At 71.9% G+C, this 7246-nt stretch carries 6 protein-coding genes; 4 read left to right on the top strand and 2 right to left on the bottom strand.

The features are described from left to right. Positions 1–104: 104 nt before the first annotated feature. The gene (gene aztA / locus D455_RS31120; RefSeq protein WP_152487119.1) at positions 105–860 is read right to left on the bottom strand and encodes a zinc ABC transporter ATP-binding protein AztA; all 756 of its coding nucleotides are present in this window, start codon (positions 858–860) and stop codon (positions 105–107) included. A 60-nt stretch (positions 861–920) separates the two neighbouring features. Here aztA and aztB point away from each other — a divergent pair, with 60 nt between their 5' ends. The 4 genes from aztB to aztD all read left to right on the top strand — a co-directional run bounded on the left by aztB (position 921) and on the right by aztD (position 5241). Further along, positions 921–1805, top strand: a complete 885-nt coding sequence (aztB, locus tag D455_RS0120085) for a zinc ABC transporter permease AztB (RefSeq protein WP_017572497.1) — start codon at positions 921–923, stop codon at positions 1803–1805. Further along, positions 1795–2991 (top strand): NHL repeat-containing protein, encoded by a 1197-nt coding sequence (locus D455_RS0120080; protein WP_017572496.1) that lies wholly within the window; start codon positions 1795–1797, stop codon positions 2989–2991. Before aztB ends, D455_RS0120080 begins: the two co-directional genes overlap by 11 nt. Before the next feature lie 5 nt (positions 2992–2996). Next, positions 2997–3956 carry a zinc ABC transporter substrate-binding protein AztC gene (gene aztC, locus D455_RS0120075; protein ID WP_026122807.1) on the top strand — a complete coding sequence of 320 codons (960 nt, stop codon included), beginning with the start codon at positions 2997–2999 and terminating at the stop codon, positions 3954–3956. 85 nt (positions 3957–4041) lie between these two features. After that, positions 4042–5241 (top strand): zinc metallochaperone AztD, encoded by a 1200-nt coding sequence (aztD, locus tag D455_RS0120070; protein WP_040685003.1) that lies wholly within the window; start codon positions 4042–4044, stop codon positions 5239–5241. 698 nt (positions 5242–5939) lie between these two features. Here aztD and D455_RS0120060 read toward each other — a convergent pair. Next, on the bottom strand, positions 5940–6482 hold the full coding sequence (locus D455_RS0120060; RefSeq protein WP_017572492.1) for a dihydrofolate reductase family protein: 543 nt from the start codon (positions 6480–6482) through the stop codon (positions 5940–5942). Positions 6483–7246 lie beyond the last annotated feature (764 nt).

Raw genomic sequence — 7246 nt, 5'->3', positions numbered from 1 at the left:
GGGTGCGGAGGCGCCTCCTCGGAGGCGCGGCCCGGAGCCGGTCACCGCGTGGGCTCCGCGGGGCGGGGTGGCCGCGACGGCGGTGCACAGCGGGAACGGCGCGGTCAGCGCGTCAGGAAGGACCCGTCCGGCTCTCCCACCGGGGTCGGGCCCGTGACGGGTCGGCCGTCCACCGCCCGGCCTCCGTCCCAGACCCGCGCGGCCTCCTCCGGCGGCCCCGAGGCCGCGAGCCGACCGCCGGAGAGCACGAGGCAGTGGTCGGCGTCGAGGGCCTCCTCGGGGGCGTGGGTCGCGTGGACGACGGTCACCCCGTCGAGGCGGGTCCGTTCCAGGACGCGGGCGATGTGCTCGCGCGCCCGGTGGTCCAGTCCCGCCGACGGCTCGTCGAGCAGGAGCAGGTCCGATCCCTGCGCCAGCCCCTGGGCGACCAGCGCCCGCTGACGTTGGCCGCCCGAGAGCTCCCCCATGCGGCGGTCGGCCAGGTCGGCGATGCCCAGGCGTTCGAGGCAGTCGGCGACCACGGCTCTGTCGTACCTGGTCAGCGGCTTCCAGAACCCCCGGTGCGCCCACCGCCCCATGGTGACCGTCTCCCGCACCGTGACGGGCAGGGCGTCGGAGACCGCGCTGCGCTGGACCACGAAGGCCGGACGGGGCCGCCGCGCGGACACGACCCCGCCCCGGCGGGGTCGGACCGTGCCCGCCAGGAGCCCGAGCAGCGTGGACTTGCCCGACCCGTTGGGCCCCACGAGCGCCGTGACCGCTCCCCGCGGAACGGCCGCGTCGATGCCGTGGAGGACGTCCCGCCTCCCGTACCCCGCGTACACGCCCTCCAGCTCCACCCGGTTCGTCCCACTCCTCACGCTTCTCACCCTCACCCCGATGTGCGAACGATAATGATTATCGTTGTACAGTGTCGCATCATGGAAGCACTGTTCGATCCGTTCGGGGTCGTGTTCGTCCAACGCGCGCTGTGGGGCGGGATCCTGGTCTCCCTCGTCTGCGCGCTCGCCGGGACCTGGGTGGTCCTGCGCGGCATGGCCTTCCTCGGCGACGCCATGTCGCACGGCATGCTGCCCGGGGTGGCGCTGGCCTCCCTGCTCGGCCAGAGCCTGATGTTGGGGGCGGCGCTGGCCGCCGGGGCGATGGCCGCCGGCGTCACCGTGCTGGGTCGTTCGTCCCGGCTGTCCCAGGACACGAGCATCGGACTGCTCTTCGTCGGGATGCTCTCGGTCGGCGTGATCATCGTCTCCCACTCGTCCTCGTTCGCGGTCGACCTCACGGGCCTCCTCTTCGGGGACGTCCTGGCGGTGCGCGAACGCGACCTGGTCCACCTGGGCCTGGCCCTGGCCGCCGCCCTGGTGGTCGCACTCGCGGGGCACCGCGCGTTCCTCGCCCTGGCCTTCGACCCCCGTAAGGCCCACACCCTGGGCCTGGCGCCCCGGGTGGCCCACGGCGCCCTGCTCGGCCTGGTCACCCTGGCCGTGGTCGCCTCGTTCCACGTGGTCGGCACGCTGCTGGTGTTCGGGCTGCTCATCGCTCCCCCGGCGGCAGCGGCCCTGTGGGCGCGCAGTGTTCCCGCGATCATGCTGGGCGCGGCCGTGCTCGGCGGCGTCTCCACCTTCCTCGGCCTGCTCGCGTCCTGGCACTGGGAGACGGCCGCCGGAGCCACCATCACCGCCGTGGCCACCACCCTCTTCTTCGCGTCCGCGTGCGCGTCCGCCGTGCGGTCCCGCCTGCGCGCGACCCCCGACACCACCCCCGACCACCCCGTACAGACGAAGGAGGCGACAGCCCATGAGACGTGAACACCGCGCGCTGGGCGCGACCCTGTCCACCCTCGTCCTGCTGACCGGCTGCGGCACCGCCGCGGGCACGGCGCAGGACCCGCCGCCGGAGGAGGAGACCCCGCACGGCTACGTGGAAGGGGCCCAGGAGAGCGCCGAACCCCAGTCCCGCCTCGTGATCGCCGACACCGGCACCGGAGAGGTCCGGGTGCTCGACCTGATCACCGAGGAGATGACGGAGCTGGACCCCGTGGAGGGCGTGGACGGCATCACCGGAGACGGCCGTTTCGCCTACCTCCGATCATCCGACCACGGGACGACCCACGTCGTGGACAGCGGCTCCTGGACCGTCGACCACGGCGACCACCAGCACTACTACCGGGCACCGATCCGGTCCGTGGGAACCCTGGACGCCCTCGCGGCGGACCGGGCGACCACCGACACCGCCCTCACCGCGCTCACCTCCCCCGACGGCGGCACCACCGTTCTGGACCGCGCCGCCCTGGAGGAGGGCGCGGTCGAGACCGCCGTCCCGGTGCCCGGGAACGCCGAGGTGGCCCTCCCCTTCGCGGGTCACCTGCTGGTGGCCGAGGGCGGCCCGGAGGGCGCGGTCAGCGTGTACGACCGGGACGGAACCGCCCTGGAACCGCTCGGCGACACCTGCGCCGAACCCCGGGGACAGGCCGTCACCCGGCGCGGAGCGGTCATCGGCTGCGCCGACGGGACCCTCCACGTCACCGAGGAGGACGGAGCACTCACCAGCCGCGTGATCGCCCACCCCGGGGGCTCCGACGGGCGGACCGGGGAGTTCGGGCGCCGCCCCGGTTCCGCGACCCTGGCCACGGTCTCGACCGGCGGCGACGTGTGGGTCCTGGACCTGGCCGAACCGGCGTGGAACCCGCTGGACCTGACCGGCGCCGTCACCGTGGCCGCGGTCGGCGCGGGCGGTCCCGTGCTGGCCCTGACCGGGGACGGAACACTGCACTCCCTGGACCCGGAGACGGGCGAGGAGCTGGCCACCGCCGACCTGCTCGACGGGACCGACACCGCGCACACCCCCGCCATCCGGGTGGACACCAGCCGGACCTACCTCAACGACGCCGAGAACGGAGTCGTGTACGAGATCGACCACAACGACGACCTGCGCGTGGCGCGGACCCTCACGACGGGGATCGCACCGCACCTGATGGTCGAGACGGGACGGTGACCGCCATGCGAACGCCGGGTACGCCGTCGACGCTCCGGGCCGCCGCCGTCGCACTCGCGGCGACCACCGTCCTGGGTGCGGTCTCCTGCTCCTCCGACACGGACGGGGGCGAGGGGATCGTGGTCACCACCAACATCCTGGGCGACGTCACCCGGGAGATCGTGGGCGACCAAGCCGAGGTCACCGTCCTCATGAAACCCAACGCCGATCCCCACTCCTTCGGCGTCTCCGCACGAGAGGCCGCGCTGGTCGAGAACGCCGGACTCGTGGTCCACAACGGCCTCGGCCTGGAGGAGGGGGTCCTGCGCAACGTCGCGGCGGCGGAGGAGGCGGGGGTTCCCGTCCTGGAGGTCGGCGCCGAGGTCGACCCGCTCCCCTACGCGCCGGGCGGGGACTCCGCGGCGGAGAACGAGGACGGGGGCGAGCCGGACCCCCACTTCTGGACCGATCCGCTGCGGGTCGTCCGCGCGGCCGACGTGATCGCCGAGCAGGTCATCGCCGAGGTCGACGGGGTGGACGCCGACACCGTGCGCGCCAACGCCGAGGCCTACACCGGCCAGGTGGAGGAGCTCCACGCGTGGATGACCGAGGAGTTCGCCACGATCCCCGAGCAGGACCGCAAGCTGGTCACCAACCACCACGTCTTCGGCTACCTCGCCGAACGCTACGGGTTCGAGGTCATCGGCGCCGTGATCCCCAGCGGCACCACCCTCGCCTCACCGAGCTCCTCGGACCTGAAGTCGCTGGCCGACGCCGTGCGCGACGCCGGGGTCGAGGCGGTCTTCGCCGACTCCTCCCAGCCCGACCGCCTGGCCTCCGCCATGGCGGAGGAGGCGGGTGTGCGCATCGAGGTCATCCCCCTGTTCTCCGAGTCGCTGAGCGCGGAGGGCGAGGGCGCGCAGACCTACCTGCGGATGATGCGCACCAACACCGAGTCCATCGTCACCGGACTGCGTGACGAGTGACCGGGGCGAACGGCCCCGGCACGGCCGCGGCGGACCCCACACGCCGCGGAACACCAACCCCGAAGAGAGCGGAGCGAGCATCCCCATGACTCGATCGACACGACCCGGGCGAGCCGCGACCGGTGCGGCGCTGCCCGTGCTGCTGTCCGCCGGACTGCTGCTGACGGCCTGCGGAGCCCAGGGAGGCACCACAACGGAACAGGGGGAAGAGGGCCGGGCCGCGGCGGAGGCCGTCGCGGAGAACCCGGTCGTGACCACCTACGACGGCGGCCTGTACGTCCTGGACGGCCAGACCCTGGAGGTCGTCCGCGACATCCCGCTGGAGGGCTTCAACCGGATCAACCCGGTCGGCGACGACCGGCACGTGATGGTCTCCGCCTCGGAGGGCTTCCGGGTCCTGGACGCCGCCGGCGGCGGCGAGCTGACCGACACCGTCTTCCCGGCCGAGGCCCCGGGCCACGTCGTCCGGCACGGCGGCAGGACGGTCCTGTTCGACGACGGCAGCGGAGAGGTCACCGCCTTCGACAGCGACGCCCTCGGCGACGGGACGCCCGAGACCGACGTGCACACGGCCGCGGCGCCCCACCACGGGGTGGCCGTCGAACTGACGAACGGGGAGCTCCTGCTGACCCTGGGCACCGAGGAGGAGCGTGTCGGCGCCGTCGTCCTGGACGCCGACGGCCACGAGGTCGCCCGCAGTGAGGAGTGCCCGGGCGTGCACGGTGAGAGCACCGCCGAGGGCGAGGCGGTCGTGATCGGCTGCGAGGACGGCGTTCTCATCTACCAGGGCGGCGAGTTCACCAAGGTGGACAGCCCCGACGGGTACGGGCGCATCGGCAACCAGGCCGGGAGCGAGGAGTCGCCGATCGTCCTGGGCGACTACAAGACCGACCCCGAGGCCGAGCTGGAGCGCCCCGAGCGGGTCTCCCTCGTCGACACCACCGACGGCGGTCTGACCCTGGTCGACCTGCCCAGCAGCTACACCTTCCGCTCCCTGGGCCGCGGCCCCGGCGGCGAGGCACTGGTCCTGGGTACGGACGGCCGTCTGCACGTGATCGACCCCGAGGCGGGTGAGGTCGTGGACAGCATCGAGGTGATGGACGGGTGGCGTGAGCCGCTGGAGTGGCAGCAGCCCCGCCCGGCCCTGTTCGTGCGCGGCGGGACCGCCTACGTGAGCGACCCCGCCACCAGGCAGGTGCACTCGCTGGACCTGGAGTCCGGTGAGGTCACCACCTCGGTGACCCTGGACGAGGCGCCCAACGAGCTGAGCGGAGTCGCGCACTAGGGCGTTGACGGGAGTTGGTGTCCTGCGTCAGGGGTCGTACGCAATCGATGCCCCCTGACCAGGGCACCCGTCGGCCAGTCGTGCGGCAACGCGCCCCCACCCGAACACGGCCGTACGGTCTGCCCTGGCCACACGGACAGGGCCACCGGATCCTGCCGACTTCCCACCCGATACCCGGCGGACCCTTGTCGTGGGTCGTTGGCCGCGCTGGACCCTCAGTGGGCGGGAGGCCTTCCCCGCCAGATCACCGGTGACGACGAGCAGTACGTCGTCCAGGCGGCCATCACACGCCCGGCCAGGCTCGGCCGCCCGCCCGCGCACTGGAGCATCCGCGAGCTCGCCGACAACCCGATCNNGTGAAGGTCGGCCGGGAGCGGCTACGGCAGATCCCGCACAGGCGCGGGATCCCTTTCCAGCGCACCCGGAAGGAATCACGTGACCCGGACGAGGACGTCAGGCTGGACCGGATCGAGGAGGTGACCAGCCGGTTTCCCGATCGGTGTTTCGCCTTCGGCCAGTTCGGGCCGCTGCGCACCTTCATGATGGGCGCTTCCGACCACGAAAGCCACCCCGCTCTGGCCCGCGGCCCGCACGCATACCTGCGCCGGCGCAACGCCGGGATCGCCCCGAACCCAAGCCGCCTGGTCACACCCGGCGAACGTTCAGGGACAGCGCACCAGCCGTTTGGAGGGCCGCGCCTACTTTCGCACGCGAAAGCGGAGCGTCGTGACGGCGCCCGACTGGGTGTTGCTGAAGGGCTCCAGGTCGATCCTGTCGAGGCTTGGGGGCGAGAAGCGGACGCCGTCGCCGAGTAGCACCGGTAGGACATACACCAGGATCTCGTCGACGAGCCCGAGCCGCAGGCACTGGGCGGCCACGTCGGCACCGAGGATCTCCAGGTTCTTGTCGCCTGCGGCGCTGCGTGCCGTGGCAACGGCTTCCTCGAGTCCACAGGTGAGGAATGTGACGGTAGGGTCCGGCTCGTCGGGAGGCTCGTGGGTGAGGACGAACTGCGCTCCCCCGTCGTAGGCGGTGCCCTGGTCGGCCATACGTTTGGCTACCTCGTAGGTGCCCCGGCCGACGAGCATGGCCCCCGTGGCCGCCATGACCTCCGGGACCGCGTCCGCAGTCAGGTAATCGGAGATCCAGTCCATCGCGTGGCCAGGACCGGCGATGAAGCCGTCCAGTGACATCGCCCTGTTCACGACCACTTTGCCGGTGCCAATGCCCACATCACTCATGCGTCTTCTCCAAGGATTTCAGAGGCCCAAAGCCGAATCATAGCTCGGCCGACAGGAAGGGCGAGGGCAGAAGTTGCACGCGTATCTGCGGTGGCCCAACGCGAACAACCGGCATCCGGATGCGCTGGCCGCGCAGCGTCGGGAACGTGCCCGGGTACGGAGTGAACGACACGTGGGGTCATTCCCAGCCCCGGGCTGCGTGGCCAGTCCGGCGATCGTTTTTGGCCACCGCGCTAGATCGTTGATGGGATTTGGTGTCCTGCGTCAGGAGTCATACGCAATCGATAACCCCTGACCAGGGCGCCTGTCAGCCGATTGTGCCGCATCGCGGAGTCCAATTGTGCTGAATCGCGGAACTCCCACCCGAACACGGCCGCACGGCCTACCCTGGCCCGCCACGGCCTTCTCCCTGGACACACGGAAAGGGCCACCGGATTCTGCCAACTTCCCGCCCGATACCCGACGGGCCCCACTGGATCCTTGTCATGGGTCGTTGGCGGCGGCGAAAGCGCACCAGCTGCCGCGAAGTGGCCCGGCTGGCGGGAGGCGCTTGGGGCCTGGCGAGGGTTGAGCACCCACCGAAAAGCGGCACCAACGGCAGGCAGGCCATATCCGCTCCCTGCCAACGCCCAGGCCACTGAGGGCGCGGGTACGCGACGTCGGCCCCAACGGCGAGAGCCACCACCGGAGGGCGACCAACGCCTGAGGTCCGCGGGTGGTGGGCCGCTCCTGAGAAAAGCAGCACCAACGACAACAGCACATTC

This window comes from Nocardiopsis halotolerans DSM 44410 (assembly GCF_000341065.1).
GTDB classification, from domain to species: domain Bacteria; phylum Actinomycetota; class Actinomycetes; order Streptosporangiales; family Streptosporangiaceae; genus Nocardiopsis; species Nocardiopsis halotolerans.
Note: the sequence above shows the minus strand (reverse complement) of the source record. Positions and strands in the feature narration are given on the sequence as shown.